Raw genomic sequence first — 18,191 nt, forward strand, 5'->3', positions numbered from 1 at the left:
CCTAGTTCCGATCCGCGCGCAACAGCGCAACCAACAGATAAATGAACAGCCCCACTGCCAGTAGCAGTGACACCCCGTCCAGAACGCTCATGGAAGATCTCCGTGTTACGGCGTATTGCCGCGTGTGGAGGCATTGTCGGAAAGGAGGCTGTAAAGGAACGAGAGCGAGGGGTGCGGCGGGACATAAAGAAAGCGTAAAGAGTGGGTTTACGCGCGGTTTACGGCGGTGTTTGCACGGGCCTCATCGCTGGCAAGCCAGCTCCCACAGGTTTCTCGGGAGAACATAATATTTGTGCACAACACGGGTCACTGTGGGAGCGGGCTTGCCCGCGATGACGGCGGTACTGTCGATATCGCACCCGACTGGCGCATGAAAATCCGCCCTACACCGGTAAACATCCCAGATACGACGGCATTCAACGCATTACGACGTGCAAATACAAAATGGCACGCCCACTGCACGCGCCCTCTCCCGAGCTTTCCAAACCGTTCAGGGAGCAAGCGCATGAACACACAACTCAAACCCACGCTGGGCACGCTGCACTTGTGGGGTATCGCCGTCGGGCTGGTGATTTCCGGGGAATATTTCGGCTGGAGTTACGGCTGGGGCGTGGCCGGCACGCTGGGTTTTCTGGTGACCTCGTTCATGGTCGCGACCATGTACACCTGCTTCATCTTCAGCTTCACCGAACTGACCACCGCGATTCCCCACGCGGGCGGGCCTTTCGCCTACAGCCGCCGGGCATTCGGCGAAAAAGGTGGATTGATCGCCGGGCTGGCGACGCTGATCGAATTCGTCTTCGCCCCGCCGGCCATCGCGCTGGCGATTGGCGCCTACCTGAATGTGCAGTTTCCGGCGCTCGATCCGAAGCATGCGGCGGTCGGCGCTTACATCGTGTTCATGGGATTGAACATCCTTGGGGTGAAACTGGCGGCGACCTTCGAACTGGTGGTGTGCGTGTTGGCTGTCGCTGAGTTGCTGGTGTTCATGGGGGTGGTCGCGCCGGCCTTCAGCTTCAGCAACTTCGCCCTGAATGGCTGGGCCGGTTCGGATGTTTTTGGTGCACCTGCGATAGCCGGGATGTTCGCGGCGATTCCGTTTGCGATCTGGTTTTTCCTCGCTATCGAAGGTGCCGCCATGGCCGCCGAAGAAGCCAAAGACCCGAAACGCACGATTCCCAAAGCCTACATCAGCGGCATTCTGACCCTGGTGTTTCTGGCAATGGGCGTGATGTTCTTTGCCGGTGGCGTCGGCGACTGGCGCACCCTGTCAAACATCAACGACCCGCTGCCGCAGGCGATGAAAACCGTGGTCGGCGACAATTCCGGCTGGCTGCACATGCTGGTCTGGATCGGCCTGTTCGGGCTGGTGGCGAGTTTCCACGGGATCATTCTTGGCTACTCGCGCCAGTTCTTCGCCCTCGCCCGCGCGGGCTATCTGCCGAGCTCGCTGGCCAAACTGTCACGCTTCCAGACGCCGCACCGCGCGATCATTGCCGGCGGCGTGATCGGCATCGCGGCGATTTACAGCGATCGCGTGCGAATGCACCGGCCGATGCGATGTTGACGGGCGTGTGAAGGCAAATCGGGTATACCGGGTGTAAGCGGCCTAGAATGGAACCACTGCGAATCAGCATCGCTCAAATGTGGTATGCAGCGTCGCACGGCGAAATCCTCGCCCGTCGATCTGCCCTTAAGGAGAGCCGTTATGCCCTGGTATGCCTGGTTGATTCTGGTGGTCGCAATCGGCTCGATCGTTGGCGGTCTGATGATGCTGCGTGACACCGCCACCAAGGTCGAGCTGACTGACGAGCAACGTAAGCGTGTCGCTGAGCGCAACGCCGCAGCGGACGTCAAGGATGCGCAGGATCGCTGAATAAAAAACCCCGCCAGAACTGGCGGGGTTTGTTTTACCCCCCCCTCGGGCAGTGCCATTGCTACCCAAGCCAGCCGATCAGCATCCCCTGTCAATTTCCCGATCCCCCACTCCGCGCAATCACTAGTCTCAATATAAATACAGCCTTCTTTGTGGTATTTTCCCGCGCAATGGAATTTTGTTGCTACAGATTTCCAATAGACGGCAGAAAAAGCGGATCGGTTAGTAACAGGCCAGAAGTTAATTTTTGCGTTACTGCATCATCAACGCTCAGGTTACAAAAAGGCCCGCCTGTCTCGCAGATCCAGGCCCCATGTGTCACAACAGATCGCGCAGGCTCTCTAGTCTTTCGCCATCTAGAAAAAACAAAGATACAGCCAATTTTTAATACGAGACGGAAAATGGTATTCAGCTCTCCCACGTTCATATTGCTCTATCTACCCATTGTTTTCCTCGTTTATTTCCTGCTTAACAAGAGGCGCCTGATACTCGCGGGAAAATGCTGGTTGGTAGCGGCAAGTCTGTTTTTCTATGGTTACTGGAGCGTTGCTTATCTGCCGCTTCTACTTGGTTCAATTTTCTTCAACTTCATGGTAGGCAGCGCCCTTTCGCCGGCCACGACTGGTCTGCGCCTCAAGCTATCCCGAAAAACCATTTTAACCTTGAGCATTGGAGTAAACCTGGGATTACTGGGCTACTTCAAATACGCTAACTTTTTTATTGAAAACATCAACTCACTGTCTAATTCTCATATCGAGTTACAGCAAATAATCCTGCCTCTAGGGATCAGCTTTTATACCTTCACTCAAATTGCTTTCCTCGTAGACAGCTATCGGGGCGAAGCCAAAGAATACGATTTTATTAACTACGCGCTTTTTGTAACTTTTTTCCCGCACCTCATCGCTGGCCCAATCCTGCACCACAAGGAAATGATGTCGCAGTTCCAGTCCCGCTGGACGCTTGCCATCAGATACCGTTATATCTTGATGGGCCTGTTTATATTCAGCATTGGACTGTTCAAGAAAGTCATGATCGCAGATACGTTTGCGGTGTGGGCAGACGCTGGCTTCCAGCCTGGCGCACAGCATGATTTTTATAGTTCTTGGGCGACCAGTCTTTCTTATACTTTCCAATTGTATTTTGACTTTAGTGGCTATTGTGACATGGCCATTGGCGCAGCCCTTCTGTTCAACATCTGGTTGCCTATAAACTTCAACTCGCCCTACAAATCGTACGATATCCAGGACTTCTGGCGCCGGTGGCACATGACTCTCAGCCGCTATCTGCGCGACTATCTGTACATCCCACTTGGCGGTAATCGCTGCTCTTCGGCAAGAATCTATATCAACTTGATGGCCACCTTTGTACTCGGCGGCCTGTGGCATGGCGCCAGCTGGATGTTCATTATCTGGGGTGCGCTGCATGGTGGGGCGCTGGTGCTGCACAGGGCTTGGAAACAATGCGGTATGCGCATGCCAACACCGCTGGCATGGCTGACTACCTTCCTTTTCGTCAATGTAACCTGGGTATTCTTCAGGGCGCATTCCCTCGATGATGCCAAGCGGATCCTTGCCGGCATGGTGGACTTTCGTTCTGTGGCGACGCCAGTTGAAGTTGTCCCGACTTCAAGCTTTGCGTGGGGTGGTGTATTGGTAGACCACTTACTGACGGTGCTTCCTACCGGCATCGCGGCGAATGCCGTCTGCTACCTCATGATCGCTTTCGGTTTTATCCTCATCGCCCAGAAAAACTCTTTTGAATTGACGACTCAAGGCCGGATCAGTTGGCCAAAAATCGTTGGCATGTCGCTTCTGTTCAGCGTGGCCATCTACTCAACGATTTTGACGACCAGTTCTGTTTTTCTGTACTTCAACTTTTGATCGGCGAACTCATGAAAACCAAAATCCATGTATTTCTTGCCTTAGCCCTGATCTCGCTGACTTTGATTCCAGCCGCCAACCTTGTTTCTTATGGCACGCAAGCAGTTCAAAAAAACCTGAACTGGTGGTCAGTCAGCAATTTATACAACACCGACATCCTGATGCCATTGGTGGGGCGCGCGTTTTATGCCGTGGGTATCTCTATCGATCCCAAGCAGGTAATCATCGGCAAAGACGGCTGGTTTTATCTCGGCGATGCGTACGCCAAGTCGATTACCGTAAAAAGAACCGGTGTGACTCCCGAGAGTATTTTGACAAATCAGCTAGTCACTGACGCCACGAAGTCTTGGACGTCCTGGTACAAGGATAACGGTGTCAGCGCCTATCGAATTATCATCGGCCCCGATAAAGACACCCTCTACCCGGAGTTTTTGCCAGGCTGGGCGAAGCATTCGCCTTCGTCCCGGACCGAGTATCTGACCAGCAATGCCAATATTGATACCTATGTGAATCCCACTGGAGCATTACGCCAAGCCAAGAGCGAAGGACATAGTCCTCTGTATTATCGAACAGACACACACTGGAATTTTGTGGGCGCAGGTATTGCCTTCCAGGAACTGGCGAAAAACTTGTCCCTTACCCATCCTGAATTGAGGTGGCCGAGCAAAGATATCAGTCAGCCTACTGAAATCCTCGCGAGAACAGGCGGCGATCTGGCCAGATTCCAAAGAATAACCGACTCGGTTCCGGACGAAGAGGTCATATTGGATTTCATTTATCGAAATCCGATTACGATCGAGCAGTACGAATATCCATCCGGAAAGTTACTCGCCTTAGGACGTAACTCCGCGCTGGAGGCATCACAACGGCCCCTGCTGGTTAAGTCAGAAAAAGCCCTGAACAAAAAGAAAGTGCTTTGGCTGCGCGACTCGTTCGGTAACGCATTGGCACCGTACATGGCAGAAACTTTCAGCGAGACCCTGCAGTTGCACTACGCGTTTACCAGCCATCGAGAGATCGCAGAACTCGTAGAGGAATATCAACCGGACTATGTATTTGTAATGGGGGTGGAACGTGAAATCCTCAGCGAATTTTTCCAGAAATCCGCACCGTCTTTTTCAATTTCAAAAAAAATCACCCCCTTCAAAAGGATCGCTCAAGGTTTACAGATCGGAGCCAATGATCTCGCTGGCAAAGAGCAGAATGCCTACACAGTGACAGGTCCTGATCCGTTCATTGTCTATCGACTCGACTCTCCCGTCGAACCGACTCAAGCGAGAAAAATCGTCTTCAACGTCCGCTGCCGGGACTCGTCCCAACGAGTACCGATCCAACTGTTCTGGCGCTCGCAAGGAACGCAGTTCAGTGAAGCAGACAGTGTACGTTTCTCGGCCAATAGCGGATTGACTGCGCTGACCTTTGCCCCTGACTCCAGTTGGGCCAAAGGAGCCGCGATTACCGAACTGCGCCTTGATCTGGACGCTCCTGGGGCCTGCCCGGAGGTTTTGATTACAGCGCCCGAACCCGGTGCCAGCTCCCTGCCTCATTAGGAAAAAATTGGTCGAGCGTCACAGGCACATGAACAGGTGCCTGTGACGCTCATCACATCACGATTCATCAGCAACAAAAACCACCTACGCTCCCCATGACGCCCCAGCGGATAGCCCTCACGCTGAACTGTGTTCTATGCGCCTTAGCTATAGAAGTACAGCCGCCATCTTATTTAGATTGTTTAAGATGACGTATTGTTGGGGAGACTCCAAATGCGTTACTCGCTGAATCACAAAGCTCAGACACATCAGCGGATCATCAAAGAAGCCTCGGTCCGATTTCGCAGGGATGGCATCAGCGCGACCGGCCTGCAACCGTTGATGAAAGCATTGGGGCTGACCCATGGCGGCTTTTACTCGCACTTCAAGTCCAAAGACGAACTGGTGGAAAAGGCCCTGATAGCAGCGAGCGAGGAGCTGGACGCGCACTGCGCGGCTCTTTTTGCAGAGCACAATCCGCTGCATGCATTCATCGACAGCTATCTCTCGGATTGGCATCGAACCTCCCCCGGAGAAGGTTGCCCGTTACCCACGATGTCATCCGAACTCGGGTTACGTGGACAAGCCAGTCCAACAACTGATCGGGTACTCGATGCTCGCCTGGAACAAGTCCAAGGGACTCTCCCGGGCGAAGACACGATTGATCGGTCCATTGTCATTATGGCAACTCTGGTAGGGGCTTTATTGTTATCACGCAGCGTAAAGAACCCCGAGACGGCTGACAGGATTCTAGAAGTCGTCGGCACACACCTTAAACACGCGCAGATCACCCCATCTGACGCATAGTCAATGATTGTGTTGATCACTCCATCGTTAGTGTTACAGCCAATTGGCCGCGCTCATGATCATTGATGTATTGATGTATTGATGTATTGATGATTTATGCCTGCGATTGCCCTTCCAGAAAGTCAAAAGGCCGGTCAAAGACCGGCCTCTCTATTCACTTCGCGCTTAATTGATTTCGAGATTATCGCGATTTCGGTCAAGGATCGCCTTGCCGATGCCTTTCACTTCCAACAGCTCGTCGATCGAAGCGAAAGGCCCGTTACTCTCACGGTACGCAACAATCGCTTTCGCTTTAGCCTCTCCAACACCCGCAAGCGACTTTTGCAAAGTGATTGCATCGGCGTTGTTGAGATCGACTTTCGCCGGCGGCGATTGAGACACCGTCATTGGCGGACGCGCACTGTCGGTGGCGACTGGCGCAGCTACCGCAGCTACCGCAGCGCCTGTCAACAACGCGAAAACCAACGAGTAAAAATAGCCTTTACGCATAAGTGAAGCTCCATGATACCGATTAGAAGAAACAGCTTTTCCAAAGCTGCATCTCAAACTTAGGCGGTATCAGGAAAGAGTCAAAAATACGTTTATTACAAGATGTGAAACAATCAAGGATCCAGGTGCCGTTGCTGGTAAATCCAGTCGACTATTTCACCGTCAGGCGAGTAACCGCTGACGGTCTCGCGAAGGAGTTGACGAACGCGCGAGTAGTCGTCGTTTTCGACGGACCTCAATAGCTCGTCAAGACGGCCCTTCAGCGTCTCCCAAGGCAGATGATCTTCGTTTGCGCTCATGATCATCGGATGCTGGGTAGCGCAAACGTTATCGCCAATCAGCAACTCCTCATACAGCTTTTCGCCCGGCCTTAGACCGGTAAAATCAATGGAAATGTCACCATGAGGATTCTTTTCCGAACGAATGCTCAATCCGGAGAGATGGATCATTTTTTCTGCCAGTTCGACAATCCGCACCGGTTCGCCCATGTCCAACACAAAGACATCACCGCCCCGCCCCATCGACCCTGCCTGAATGACCAACTGCGCAGCTTCGGGAATAGTCATGAAGTAACGGGTGATTTTCGGATGTGTAACCGTCAACGGCCCCCCGGACTTGATCTGATTGTGAAACAGCGGAATGACCGAACCGGAAGATCCCAGCACATTGCCGAAGCGCACCATCGTAAAGCGGGTTTTGTTAACCCGGGAAACATTGGCCTTGTCACCAAATAGAACGGGGGCCATTTCTCGGCTCAACGCCTGGAGAGTCATCTCGGCAAGACGCTTGGTGCTGCCCATGACATTCGTTGGACGAACCGCTTTATCCGTCGAGATCAGAACGAAGTTGGCCACCCCCGATTGCAGCGCCGCCTGAGCCGTGTTGAGCGTACCGATAACATTGTTCAGCACGCCCTCGGCAATATTGTGTTCAACCATCGGCACGTGCTTGTAGGCGGCTGCATGATAGACAGTATCCACTCGCCAGGTTTTCATCACATCCAAGAGCTTGTGAGGATGGCGAATGGAACCGAGGATCGGCAACAGGCGAACGGAAAGCGACTCACGAGAAACCCGCTCCTCCAGCTCGGACAGAATGCTGTAGAGATTGAATTCGCTATGGTCGAATAACAGCAGAGTGGTCGGACCCAGGGCGTAAATCTGCCGACTGAGTTCCGCACCTATAGAGCCACCGGCTCCTGTCACCAGCACAGTCTTGCCTTTGATACACCGTTCGAGCAGATCGGGCTGCGCCGGCACCGCATCGCGACCAAGCAAATCTGCAATATCCACTTCCTGGATATCGTCGACTTTCACCCGCCCACTCGCCAGGTCAGTGAAATTTGGGACACTGCGAACATGCAGCGGGAAGCCCTCCAGCAGGTTGAGAATCTCCCTGCGTCGCGCGCGCGTGGAAGAAGGCAGCGCGAGCAGAATTTCCTGAGCTCCGGTGACATCAATCATCTGCTGGATATTTTTGGGTTTATAGACTTGAAGCCCGGAAATTGAGCGGTCGGCAATACTGCCGTCATCGTCGACAAACGCAACCGGACGCATCACACGCCCCATCCTGAGCGCCGCGACAAGTTGATTGCCTGCAACACCTGCACCGTAGACGGCTACTTTGGTCAGGCCATCATCACGATTGGCAAAAGGCACATGCTGTGCGGCATTGAACCAGTCGCCCATGAAATACTGGCGCATGCAAAGGCGCAATCCGCCGATCACCACGAGGCTTAGCCACCAATAGTTGAAAATGATGGAGCGAGGAACCACAGCTTCGTGATTGCTGTACCAATACACAACCAACGCAAGGATCAGTGACGACAGGCTGACTGCTTTGATAATGGCGATAAGAGCATCGTTGCCGAAATAGCGCATCACCGCACGATACATACCGAACCGGATGAACAGCGGGATGGCAATGACCGGAGCGCACGCAAAAAGCCAGAGGTGCACTCTCAAGGGGTTATACATGTCATCAATGCCGAGTCGGACAATAAAGGCCAACCACAGCGCCGCCCACACCAGCACCACATCAGTGGCGACCTGGATCAACCGCTTTTTACGGCGTGGCAGCCCGAGCAGAAAAACCCTGATTTTATCCATAACCCCCTCAGTCACCTCTTATGCTCCCTCGAATGAGCCGGATCGCCACATTCAAAACTGCCGAAACACCCATGGTACTCTAGACCCAAACCACCTCCGGATGCTGCGTTTCTATCCCTGATTTATTTCCAGCTCCCCTGCTCGATACTTGAACGCGAGAAACACTAACGGTGCATAAGCAACAACGACCCCGACAAGGCCATCAAGTTCAAATTTCGACACGAGCAAAGCGACGGGGAACAACCAGCAAAGATTAATCATTCCCACCGCGAGCGTGACCGGCATATGACTGCCCATCTTGCGAGATGCGAATTGATAGGCATGACTGCGATGAGCTTCATAGACTTTATCGCCTCGAAACAGCCGCCGAAGTAATGTGAAGGTCGCGTCGACGATAAACACACCCAGCAAGATGACCCAAGCCCAGAGCATTTGAGGTTTTGTCCATGCTGCGTGCAACGAAAGCAGGCCAAGCACGCAGCCCAGAAAGCCACTGCCTGCGTCTCCCATGAAAATCCGTGCGGGGGGGAAATTCCACCACAGAAACCCGATAACAGACGCCGCCATAAATAACGGAAGCCAGATCAGTTCAGGCATGTCGCTAATCCAGTACAGCAGGCATATCCCCAGACAGACGCATATGGCCTCGACACTGGCAATGCCGTCTATTCCGTCCATGAAGTTGTAGAGATTTAGCATCCATACCAGATAGAACACCGCGAGGATGTCTCCGACCCAGCCCAAATCGAAATCAAATCCAAAAATGGTGACAACTGGCAGGCCACCCAACCAGAACAGCCCCCAGGATGCGGCGGCGAAATGCCCAAGAAGACGCCAGCGCGCGGCGATATGCCCATGGTCATCCATGAACCCGATCACGGCAATCAGCCCTCCCGTGCCAATGTACGCCGCAAAAACACCGAGCGAGATAACTCCCGTAGCATACAACAGCGCAACAGCAAGCAAGAACGACAACACAATGGCTACCCCGCCCCCCCGAGGTGTCGGCACAACATGGGAGCTACGGGCGTTGGGCACATCAACCAAGCGCTGGACAAGCGCGTAGTGTCGAAGCAGTTTCGTCAGGAAAAACGAGATACCGGCAATGACCGGAACCCACCAGACATTATTCATGAATGAACTCTTTCTGACTGAGGCACTGATACCTGCACAGCTTTATCCAATTGCGAGTCAGCATGACACCAGAAGCAAGTACGCCGCTTGCCTGAAATCATTTGAACGACCACCGTTTATGGCCAATGTAACTGGTGAAAACCGGCACTGCGACCCCCACTGCGTGAGCGATCTCATGTTGAAACGAATTGACTCCAAGCGCAGGCAGAGCGTAATTGGCGAGGCCGAGACTGATGGCCCAGGTCTGTGCAACCGCAATTACATTGACCAGTATGAACCACAGGACTGATCGCTGGGTGGATTGTTCGCTCTTGGTAAAAACAAAGCATTTTATCAAGCAGAACGCAGTGATCATTCCGGTGATGTACGCCAAAATTACGGCAGTCGAAAAGTCAAACCACAGACTGTAGATAATTCTAGAGCCGAAGTTCACGGCCGCTGCCGTCCCGCCGGTCAACAGGAACATCAGAAACTGACGAGAAGCAAATTGCTTTATCAATGACTTGCATCCCGTGCCATTTTGCGGCCGAAGCCGATACTTTCGGAAATACCTCGGTCTTCCGGGTAGTAGTAGGAAGTATCCGCCACCCACAAACCCTCGATGGGCAGTGATACCGGTGGAAGACGGTCCAGATAGCCCGGATCGCAAATCGGCTGAGCATAACGATAGCGGCTAGCACGCACATCGATAAAATCAGAATCGGACAGTTGCGGATTAATCTTCTTCAAATAAGTACGGACTTTTTCAATGAAAACCGCATCGGAATCTGAAAATTTTGGATTTTCACCGGGCATATAAAAAGGTACATATACAATATGTTGATCCAGCGGGCGCAGATTGGTGTACTCAACCAGACCTGGAATATCCATCTCCGGGTCATTGGTATTCAGCCAGAAATTTTCTGTCAACGCTTTTTTCAACTTCGCAATGACGCACACCACGGCGACGTTTTTCAGCGATGAAAATTTCGCCAGAACATCACTTGGCAAGTCAGGCATTATTCTGGGTACATAAGGAAGAGGAATCGTACTAATCACCTTGTCGAATCGCTCAGCCCGCCCTGCAACCTCAACACCCTGGACCTTGTTTCCGTCCATCATGACACGGGTCACCGGGGAACTCAGACGGAACTCTCCACCCTTAGACTCAATGTCTTTCTTCATCGCCTGAAGAAGCGTTTCGGAACCGCCATCAAGATAGCCGAGTTTCTCCCGGAACAAACTGTAACGGGAACGTCCGATACGTCGAATCCGACTCCAGATCCAGGCAGCAGAAAGATTGTCCGTATACTCGTAAAACTTGAAATCGAACAGCCGACGCCAAAGTACCTCCCACGCCTCCGCTCCGACCCAGCGCTTGATCCAGCCTGTCGCCTCTACATTATCGAGAGGGCGCCAGTCATTTCGCTTGGTGCAAAGAAAAGCATGAAGGCCGTAGCGGATCTTCGCCACCAGACTCAAACCACGGAACTTGAGCAGCGCCACAGGATTACCCCATGGCTGAAGGCGATTTTGATACCAGTATCCCATCTTGGTTTCGGTCCAGCGCATTTTGTCAGCCAGACCAAGCTCACCCAGGACATTCAAAAAGTCATGGTCGGAAATACAATGAAAATGGTAATAGCGCTCGATACTGAGCCCTGAAAAATCAAACGCCGCTGTCATTCCACCGACGCGATCATCCGCCTCAAACACAATTGGAGTATGTCCGTCTCGTGCCAATTGATAGGCAACAGCCAATCCCATGGGACCTGCACCCAAAACTGCAATACGTTGCCCCATGATTAAAACTCCAGAATTACTTTACCGTAGACCGGGTCATTGAAGGTTTCGTTGATCGCCTCGGCAAAAGGCGTACAAGGTACGTTGAAGATGCCGGGCCAGTCGATTACCTCAAACTCATCTTTCGCACTGAGTGCTTCCAGCTGTTGAGTAGTAAACGGCGGATTTTTATCAAACAGGGACCACAACCAAATCAAAAAGTAGAACAGTCTGTAAGGAATATGCGCGATAATTGTCTTCGCGCCTGTGCTTTTCTTGATTTGCCGAATAATATCCACATAGTCAATTTTTTCATGACCGGAAATATTATAGATACCCGCGCCACGACGCCCTTCAATACAACTCATGATGACATTGCAGAAGTCACCAACGTACAACGGCTGACGCATGTATCGGCCATCACCGGGAATAGGAAACACCGGAACCCGCTTCATGAATCTGGATAACCAACCCAAGTGTTTGCGATCAAACCAGCCAAACATCAAGGTTGGTCGTAGTACTGGACAGGCAGTGCCGCTCTCAAGCACGATCCGCTCTTGCTCTATCTTGCTCCGCGTGTAGAAGTCGTCCGCAACAGACTCCACAACAGACGAGCTGACGTGCACCAGATAGGGTGAGTTGCCCAACTTGATAGCGTCGAGGATCAACCGGGTGGAATCAACATTGTTACGAACGAAATCCTGATAATCGTTCCCGCCAATCTGCGCCTGAAGCATCACAACCACATCGGCTTCCGTGACACTCTTTTGCCAATCACCAGGTTCTGCAAGATCAGCGTACTCAACGCGCACATCCGGCTGGACCTGCTTCAAAATCGCCAGGTTGGCCTTATGCTTATCGAATACCGTGATATCCGTATAGCCCTTTGCCCTCAACCGCGCGACCAGATTCTGGCCAACCAGACCCGCTCCGCCCGGAATGACGATTCGACTGTTTAAATTGATAGCGTTCATTTACCCACCTGCAAAACTTTTTGGAACTGGCAAAACTCCAGATGCTTGTCTACAACCCTGGCAATGCCAACGTGATAGGTTCCGGATGGGAGTGACGGGATCATCACGCCAAAACCGGAAGGGCCAAGATTTGGAACCCCAAAGTACTCGTCTACGTCAACCCGCGGAAATTGCACTGCATCGTGGTAAGAAATAGCCCCGGCCGCGTCTATCAGTGTCACGTAAACGGCGTCTGGCAAGACGTTGTTTTTACCGGAGACGGTGGTCCAACCGCGTACTCTCACTGCGTGTTCGACCTCTACGCCCTCAGTACCGACGTAATCGAGGCTGCCCTCGCAATCAAGCGTGTCCACCCGTGGGTAGTCCAGCCCGATCTGTTGTTTCTGCACAGCCACATAACAGCCGGCGACTTCTGAAACCTTCCACTGCGGATCAGCAACGAGACTGCTGAGATGCTGCACGTGCGGCTTTCTGGCATCAGGGCAGATGACTTCACCGCCCAGTTCTGCCTGCCCCAGGAACGACGACGGATTTTTCACAACTGCATCGTAACCTTTGAACCAACTAGGCACGGTGAAGGATTTACGCTCCGAGTAATACGAGAGTGCAGAACTCCAGTCATTCCCGAATGCCACAAAAGCCTGATCACTGCGAAGGCTGTGTTTTAGCACCGAGGCGATGCCAAGATCCTTGGAGTTACCTATGGTGTAGGTGTCCTTTACATTTACAAAATAACCATTGGCGAATGCAATGTAGTTATTGATCATCAACGCTAGAAAGATACAAAAGAACCATCCTTTGCCTTGCTGATTTGCTTGCAAGCGTTCACCAACGGCCAGTGCCAGTGCAAATACCAGAAACAGAACGTTAGCGCTTTGATAGTAGTTATGTATCAAGTGTAAATTGGTAAAAATGAGGAACGGCGCAAGCCCCAGAACCAACGACACACCGATCGCGCGCTTGAGCATTCCGGAGCGGGAGCAGAACAGCGCTGCAAACACAAGCAGCACACCAACAAATCCGGAAAAGTTATCTTTTAAAACTCTTCCCCATAAAACGTCTTCATACAGCTTCGAAGAAAAACGCTGATCAAAAGTGCCCCAATTCCATTTGGACAGCGCAGCAGAAGTAATGCTGGTACCAAATTCACTTTTGACTTTCACAATATCCGTGTAACGTGTCCAGCCATACCCTATCGCCAGTGGCACCGCGAACAATACGAGACACCAGAAGATATTCTGAGGGGTGATGGACTTAAACAAGCCTGAATTTTTATGAAGTTCATAAAAAAGAAATACGAACGCCATAACGGCCAACACCGCAAAACCTGTTGTAGCCTTCTGCAAAACCGACAGTACGATAAAAAAAACAAACAGCCCAGCATCCAATTTTGCACGCGTACGTACGAAGGACACAAAGTAATCTATCGCTACCACTGCAAAAAACAATGCAGCGGTTTCCATCATGAAGGTACGCCCCCAAAACAAGTAGATCGGCGTCGAAAACAACAAAGCGACAAAGACATACAGGACTACATTGTCAAACGACAACTTCTTGCAGATTGATTTTGCCGGTAAAACGCACAATGCGAGAAAAACAAAAGAGGTGACACGCCCCACCACGCCCAGATCCAGACCAGTCAGCATGGAAAAGACTGAAACTATGTATTGATACAGTGGAAACTCAAAGGGGATGGTCCATGGCGCGCCGCCTACGGGCGTCAGATAAGCAAGGCTGAAACCATCCTTTATGAACCAATACGACGTCAACGCGGTTTGCGTCTGCCGGAAAGCATGCTGTTCCAGCAGTGGCTGTCCGGAATAGTACAACGCAACAAACGCAGCAAAACCAAACGCCAGCAAAGCGACGAGCTTTACCCCAAGCTCGATCGTTATGCGTTCCTTTAAAAAAACATTCAGTTTCAACACACACCCCTACTGAGTTTGGCTTACAGATTTATTCTTTTAAAAACGAAATTAGGTACAAATTTGATAACTAGCATGATTAAACTCCAAAACCGCGGCGTGTAAAGAACCGCTTTCTTGCGTTGTAAACCACTCAGAATCAATCGCGCCACGTCATCAGGCCTCGCAAGCAACAGACCTGGTAACTTGAGACCTTGAGTCATCGGCGTATCAACAAAACCCGGTTTGATCGTCATCACGTGAACGCCAAGTTTGAACATCCGCGCCTGCAAACCTTCACAGAACGTGGAAACCGCTGCTTTTGCTGTGCCATAAACGTAGTTTGACGGGCGCCCCCTATCCCCGGCGACCGACGAAATTATCGCCATGCTGCCGCAACGTTGGCGTTCGAACTGATTCGCCAACAACGTTAAAAGGCTGATCACCGAAGTACCGTTATTAGCGAACTCTTTCAAAGCAACATTCACATCTTGCTCGCACGCTTTCTGATCAGGCAGCGTGCCATGAGCAATCAGAGCTATATCAATTTGTCGCAAAGACTGGACGCAACTTTCAACCAGAGTCGAGTGTTCCTCCAAATAAGCTAAATCCAACGTACAGGTTGTTACTGACTTGGCACCGCGCGCCCGCAGATCTGCTGCAGCCTGTTCCAGTTTTTCCGCGTTGCGCGCAACCAGAAAAAACTCGCTGCCGTCTTCTGCCCACAGGCGGGCACAGGCATTGGCGATCGCTGATGTCGCTCCGATAATCAAAACACGTTTCATGCTGTAACTCTTCTCCAAAAGCGGGAATTCAGGGACGGGTCTCGCAGAGCTTCCAGCTTCTCCCACGCCGGATAAAACCGACGGAAGTCACTACCTAGCATGTGCGCATCTTTAGCGGGATACAGGCGCCCGCCGGCCTCTCTGACGATGCAGTCAAGACGGGAAAACAAGTCCTTCTCCAGCCTCGAATTCTGCGGAAAATCCAATGCCAATGAAGTGCCTGGACGAGGAAAAGACAGCAAACCGGGAGATGAGATATCTCCGCAACGTTTAAGCACTGCCAAAAACGAACCTTGTCCCGAATCCGCGATGTTCTTTAGCAGTTCACGCGTAGCCGACTCTGCCTCGACATCCGGGATTACGCACTGATATTGCTGAAACCCTTTGCGACCATAGATTCGATTCCAGTGGAGAATTCGATCCAATGGATAAAAAAACGGTTCGTAGTTGACTCGTTTACGGGTCAGAGCTGCCGGGTGTACCCGCCAGTACGTTTCGTTGAAAGCCTTCAAGCTGAGTCGGTTAATGAGCGAAACAGGGGGCGCTACCGGCACCATGAGCCTGGAGCGAGTTTCAACCTCAAGACTGCCGTATTTGGCGTGATCACCGACAATAAATACGCCGCGTCCGGTTTGATCACCTTTAGCCAGACAATCAATCCAGGCCACGCTGTATTCATGCTGTGGATCCAGCTCGGAAGAAAGGGAAAAGAACTCTCCCAGATTGTCGAAGCGAACGACCGAACAATCAATTTGACTGGATTGTATCGGGATCAGTTGAATCTCGGCCCAGTTCACAATCCCTGTTAGCCCTAACCCACCTATGGTTGCTGCGAACAAATCGGCATTCTGCGAGGGAGAGCAGACAACAGGTTCCTGGCAATTGCGCACCAGACCAAAACACCTGACGTGGTTTCCGAATGTGCCGCGGACGTGGTGGTTCTTTCCATGCACGTCATTGGCAATCGCGCCCCCCAGAGTCACGAACTTGGTTCCCGGTGTCACTGCGAGAAACCATCCTCGCGGAATTGCAAGCGATAGAATTTCGGCCAACGTCACTCCCGCCTCTGCGCGAATGATCCCCTCTGCCCAGTCAACCTCGATAAATCGGTCCAACGTCCGCATGGAGAGCACGTGCCCGCTCGCAGCCATACAGCTGTCGCCGTAACTACGACCGTTACCAAAAGGCAGTGTCGTGCCGTGGGTATCCACGATGCGCCGAAGTGCACCAGGCAAATCACTCTGCCATTGACAAGCGTCGCCAGTCAGCCACTCATAGGGGTAACGCCCCCAGGAATGGTACGAGGCACTCATGCTGCCGCCCAGAAAACGAGGCAGAACAACGCGCCTACCATCAGACTGACGCGATCCCGTATGGCGAATACAACCGGGTCATCATGCATCTGACCACGATGCGTCAGCATCCAGACTCGCGTCACCCAGAACAGCAGGAGCGGGCAAGCTAGCCAGATGATTTGCGGATGAGCATATAAACTGGTAGTGGCCTGATCATGGATATAAAGAGCCAAAACCATGACTGCGAGGTAACCGGATGATGCTCCCAATGAAGAGATCATCTCTAGATCGCCTGGATAGTATCCACGACCGCGGGTTTTCTGGGTAAGACCTTTGCGCCTGGCTTCTCCAAGTTCCGCGTAGCGCTTGACCAGTGCAAGACTCAGAAACATGAACATGGAAAACGCCAGGATCCAGAAAGTAAGCTCCAGACCGAAAGCCGCCGCGCCTGCGATAATGCGCAGAGTATAAAGTGCTGCCAATGCGATTACGTCCACCGCCATTTGCCGCTTCAGCCAGAGAGAATAGGCAAATGTGAGGATGTAATAGGCAACCAATGTGGCAACAAACGCCCAAGGTAAAAACAGCGCAGCGCCGGCAAAGGCACCGATCAACAGTACCGGAAACACCATAATCCCGGAACTGATGCTCAAGCGACCGGACGCAAAAGGTCGAAACCTCTTGGTTCCATGGTGCCTGTCATCCGCCAGATCCAATAAATCATTGAGAAGATAGACGCTGGAAGCGCAGAGGCCAAAAAACAAAAAGGCCATGACTCCCTGCCAGATCAGTAAATAGTTACCCAACTGGTGTGCAGCCAAAAGCGGTACAAAAATAAGGATATTTTTCATCCACTGATGTAGCCGCAACGCTTTGCGCCAGTCTTTGACGCCGGCCACGTTGGAGAGCATCACCTCCTTCACGTTACCTATTGCCTGAGCACGCCGCTCCACCCCGCGCTCAGGGTTAACGACATAAGCGTCACGCGCCACTTCCCACACAGACAAGTCGTCCGAAGAGTTCCCGACATAGTCGAAGCCTTTCACACCAAAATGCTCGACCAGCAAATCTCGCTTTCGATGGGATGACAGATTGACCTTTTCGTCGGAGGCGAGCACCTGATCGAAAATACCCAGATGCTCAGCAATACGTTCGGCCAGGGAAATGTGGCTGGCCGTCGCTAGGACTACCTTTCGCCCGGAATTCCGTGCGGAATTAACAAGATCAAGAACCGCAGGGTCATAAGGTAAAACGGTGACATCAATGTCTACCGCGCGAGCAAGATTAGCTTTGAGCGCAGCCTTGCCCTTTACAAGCCATTTGAACAGTCTGAGAGACTTGAGAGGTCGGTGGCGAACAAAGGCCAGCCCGGTTTCCAATAGTAAATCTGAGCGCAATAGGGTGCCGTCGAGATCGACAACGAGGGGGGTATTCAAGCTTTAACTTCCTTGAGTGCGACTCTGGTTGTGCCTGTTTTAAAGCGATCTTGAGCTAGAGACCCCCATCAGCCACTGATGAACAACCAAAGCAAATCAATTCGCCGTCTGCCAATCATTTGGGCGGAGAAACTACCACAATAGACGACTTTTTTCACGGATTCGAGAGCGCAACAACTGCAGAACGGCCCGCAGCGAGCGGCGTCGGCCCAA

The 18,191-nt window shown here is 52.1% G+C and carries 15 protein-coding genes and 1 pseudogene; 5 read left to right on the plus strand and 11 right to left on the minus strand.

Annotation, left to right across the window (positions count from 1 at the left end; all coding sequences use genetic code 11):
* Position 1 precedes the first annotated feature (1 nt).
* Positions 2-91 (minus strand): K(+)-transporting ATPase subunit F, encoded by a 90-nt coding sequence (gene kdpF / locus ACOI8A_RS04935; protein ID WP_007899818.1) that lies wholly within the window; start codon positions 89-91, stop codon positions 2-4.
* 414 nt (positions 92-505) lie between these two features.
* Here kdpF and eat point away from each other — a divergent pair.
* From eat to ACOI8A_RS04960, 5 genes and pseudogenes are all read left to right on the plus strand, one after another.
* Positions 506-1,534 (plus strand): annotated as a pseudogene (gene eat / locus ACOI8A_RS04940) (ethanolamine permease); the annotation flags it as partial.
* 174 nt (positions 1,535-1,708) lie between these two features.
* On the plus strand, positions 1,709-1,876 hold the full coding sequence (locus ACOI8A_RS04945) for a DUF2897 family protein (RefSeq protein WP_420646622.1): 168 nt from the start codon (positions 1,709-1,711) through the stop codon (positions 1,874-1,876).
* A 401-nt stretch (positions 1,877-2,277) separates the two neighbouring features.
* Complete coding sequence (locus ACOI8A_RS04950; RefSeq protein ID WP_420646621.1) at positions 2,278-3,756, plus strand: MBOAT family O-acyltransferase; 1,479 nt, start codon at positions 2,278-2,280, stop codon at positions 3,754-3,756.
* The gene (locus ACOI8A_RS04955) at positions 3,660-5,306 is read left to right on the plus strand and encodes an alginate O-acetyltransferase AlgX-related protein (RefSeq protein ID WP_420646620.1); all 1,647 of its coding nucleotides are present in this window, start codon (positions 3,660-3,662) and stop codon (positions 5,304-5,306) included. The genes ACOI8A_RS04950 and ACOI8A_RS04955 overlap by 97 nt, the downstream gene beginning before the upstream one ends.
* Positions 5,307-5,519: 213 nt before the next feature.
* Complete coding sequence (locus tag ACOI8A_RS04960; protein WP_420646619.1) at positions 5,520-6,092, plus strand: TetR/AcrR family transcriptional regulator; 573 nt, start codon at positions 5,520-5,522, stop codon at positions 6,090-6,092.
* Between the two features lie 165 nt (positions 6,093-6,257).
* Here the strand turns inward: ACOI8A_RS04960 and ACOI8A_RS04965 are convergent, their stop codons facing one another.
* The 10 genes from ACOI8A_RS04965 to ACOI8A_RS05010 form a co-directional block, all read right to left on the minus strand.
* Positions 6,258-6,581 carry a ComEA family DNA-binding protein gene (locus tag ACOI8A_RS04965; protein ID WP_420646618.1) on the minus strand — a complete coding sequence of 108 codons (324 nt, stop codon included), beginning with the start codon at positions 6,579-6,581 and terminating at the stop codon, positions 6,258-6,260.
* A gap of 113 nt (positions 6,582-6,694) precedes the next feature.
* Entirely contained in the window at positions 6,695-8,689 is a 1,995-nt protein-coding gene (locus ACOI8A_RS04970) for a polysaccharide biosynthesis protein (RefSeq protein ID WP_420646617.1), read from the minus strand.
* 111 nt (positions 8,690-8,800) lie between these two features.
* Positions 8,801-9,823, minus strand: a complete 1,023-nt coding sequence (locus tag ACOI8A_RS04975) for an MraY family glycosyltransferase (RefSeq protein WP_420646616.1) — start codon at positions 9,821-9,823, stop codon at positions 8,801-8,803.
* Positions 9,824-9,920: 97 nt separating this feature from the next.
* On the minus strand, positions 9,921-10,322 hold the full coding sequence (locus ACOI8A_RS04980; RefSeq protein ID WP_420646615.1) for a GtrA family protein: 402 nt from the start codon (positions 10,320-10,322) through the stop codon (positions 9,921-9,923).
* The gene (locus ACOI8A_RS04985) at positions 10,319-11,605 is read right to left on the minus strand and encodes an NAD(P)/FAD-dependent oxidoreductase (protein ID WP_420651187.1); all 1,287 of its coding nucleotides are present in this window, start codon (positions 11,603-11,605) and stop codon (positions 10,319-10,321) included. Before ACOI8A_RS04985 ends, ACOI8A_RS04980 begins: the two co-directional genes overlap by 4 nt.
* Before the next feature lie 2 nt (positions 11,606-11,607).
* The gene (locus tag ACOI8A_RS04990) at positions 11,608-12,558 is read right to left on the minus strand and encodes an NAD-dependent epimerase/dehydratase family protein (protein WP_420646613.1); all 951 of its coding nucleotides are present in this window, start codon (positions 12,556-12,558) and stop codon (positions 11,608-11,610) included.
* Positions 12,555-14,483: a hypothetical protein gene (locus tag ACOI8A_RS04995; RefSeq protein ID WP_420646612.1), complete on the minus strand. Its 1,929-nt coding sequence runs from the start codon at positions 14,481-14,483 to the stop codon at positions 12,555-12,557. The genes ACOI8A_RS04990 and ACOI8A_RS04995 overlap by 4 nt, the downstream gene beginning before the upstream one ends.
* Positions 14,484-14,506: 23 nt before the next feature.
* Positions 14,507-15,247 (minus strand): SDR family oxidoreductase, encoded by a 741-nt coding sequence (locus tag ACOI8A_RS05000; protein WP_420646611.1) that lies wholly within the window; start codon positions 15,245-15,247, stop codon positions 14,507-14,509.
* A complete protein-coding gene (locus tag ACOI8A_RS05005) occupies positions 15,244-16,560 on the minus strand; it encodes an FAD-binding protein (RefSeq protein ID WP_420646610.1) in 1,317 nt (438 codons plus the stop codon). The genes ACOI8A_RS05000 and ACOI8A_RS05005 overlap by 4 nt, the downstream gene beginning before the upstream one ends.
* Positions 16,557-17,978 carry a UbiA family prenyltransferase gene (locus tag ACOI8A_RS05010; RefSeq protein WP_420646609.1) on the minus strand — a complete coding sequence of 474 codons (1,422 nt, stop codon included), beginning with the start codon at positions 17,976-17,978 and terminating at the stop codon, positions 16,557-16,559. Before ACOI8A_RS05010 ends, ACOI8A_RS05005 begins: the two co-directional genes overlap by 4 nt.
* Positions 17,979-18,191: the final 213 nt, after the last annotated feature.

This window comes from Pseudomonas sp. P4795, assembly GCF_048822895.1.
Lineage (GTDB): Bacteria > Pseudomonadota > Gammaproteobacteria > Pseudomonadales > Pseudomonadaceae > Aquipseudomonas.